Source organism: Mesorhizobium sp. M8A.F.Ca.ET.021.01.1.1 (genome assembly GCF_003998025.1).
Lineage (GTDB): Bacteria > Pseudomonadota > Alphaproteobacteria > Rhizobiales > Rhizobiaceae > Mesorhizobium.
Window position 1 is genome coordinate 1 of record NZ_RZSJ01000897.1, and the last position, 1,515, is coordinate 1,515.

The following is a 1,515-nucleotide window of genomic DNA, read 5'->3' on the forward strand; positions in this document are numbered from 1 at the left end:
GCAGCCGGGTCGAGCAAACGCCCCTTCTCCAGCAGCACGTCGCCCTTGGAAAAATCGAGGCCGACGCGGCGGATGTTGCGCCACTCGGCGGTGGGCTCGAACACTTCGATGTTGCCACCGCCGAGATCCCTGACATTCTCCTGGATGACGATGGTATCGGCACCATGAGGCAGCGGTGCGCCGGTGAAGATGCGCACGGCTTGTCCTTGGCCGACCGCGCCGTCAAAGCCACGCCCGGCCGGCGCTATCCCGATCACCGAGAGTTTCGACGGCACCGACGCCACGTCGGCGACTCGCACCGCATAGCCGTCCATGGCAGAAGCGTTGAAGGGCGGCTGGGTGCGAAGCGCCACCACCGCTTCGGCCAGCACACGATCGACAGCCTCGATGAGGGGGACGCTTTCGCCGGCCAGCGGCACGGCGCCGTCGAGGAGGCGTTCGAGCGCCTCGGCGACCGGAACCAGCACCATCAGGCACCTGCCTTGTAGTCGCCGGACTTGCCGCCGGTCTTTTCGGCCAGCCGGATACCGGAGATGACCATGGCGCGGTCCACCGCCTTGGCCATGTCGTAGATGGTCAGGCAGGCCACGGACGCGGCGGTCAATGCTTCCATCTCGACGCCGGTCTTGCCGGTAACGCGCGCCAGCGCCGTGACCCTGAGGCCGGGCAGAGCATGGTCCGGTTCTATGTCGACGGAAACCTTGGTCAGCAGCAGAGGGTGGCAGAGCGGGATCAGCTCATGCGTCTTCTTGGCCGCCATGATGCCGGCGATGCGCGCGGTGCCAAGCACGTCACCTTTCTTGGCGTTGCCGGCGAGAATGGTCTTCAATGTCTCGGGCTGCATGGAGACGAAGCCTTCGGCGATCGCGGTGCGCGTCGTCTCTTCCTTGTCGCCGACATCGACCATGTTGGCCTCGCCCTGCGCGCCAAGGTGCGTGAGGTTGGCCACGATCAGATCGCCTCGGCTACTGCCTTGCCCGTCAGGAGCAAGCGCGTCGCGGCGGCGACGTCCTGTTGCCGCATCAGACTTTCGCCGACGAGAAAGGTGCCGATGCCGCTCTTTTGCATCCTGAGACAATCGTCATGGGTGAAGATGCCGCTCTCGCTAACCAGCAGGCGATCGGCAGGTACCATGGCCGCCAGCCGCTCGGAGGTCTCAAGGCTGGTCTCGAACGTTCTCAGATTGCGGTTATTGATGCCGATCAGCCGCGACGACAATTTCAACGCGCGCTCCGTCTCGGCCTCGTCGTGGACCTCGATCAGCGCATCCATGCCGAGTTCGAACGCGGTCGTTTCCAGCTCATGCGCCAAGTCGTCGTCAACACTGGCCATGATGATCAGGATAGCGTCCGCGCCCCAGGCGCGAGCTTCATGGACCTGGTAGGAATCGAACAGGAAATCCTTGCGTAGCGCGGGCAGGGCGACGGCTGCCCTTGCCCTGGTGAGGAATTCCGGCGCCCCCTGAAAGGACGGCTCGTCCGTCAGTACGGAAAGGCAGGCGGCGCCGCCTTTCTC

General features: G+C 64.8%; 2 protein-coding genes and 1 pseudogene. All 3 read right to left on the bottom strand.

Annotated elements, in window-relative coordinates:
* Nucleotides 1-470, bottom strand: a pseudogene (locus tag EOA36_RS35190) (molybdopterin molybdenumtransferase MoeA); the annotation flags it as partial.
* Nucleotides 470-952, bottom strand: coding sequence for a cyclic pyranopterin monophosphate synthase MoaC (gene moaC, locus EOA36_RS35195; RefSeq protein ID WP_127281213.1), 483 nt, complete (start codon nucleotides 950-952; stop codon nucleotides 470-472). The pseudogene EOA36_RS35190 and the gene moaC, both read right to left, overlap by 1 nt.
* On the bottom strand, nucleotides 952-1,515 hold a 564-nt coding region (locus tag EOA36_RS35200), incomplete at its 5' end, for an indole-3-glycerol phosphate synthase TrpC (RefSeq protein ID WP_145969506.1). The genes moaC and EOA36_RS35200, both read right to left, overlap by 1 nt.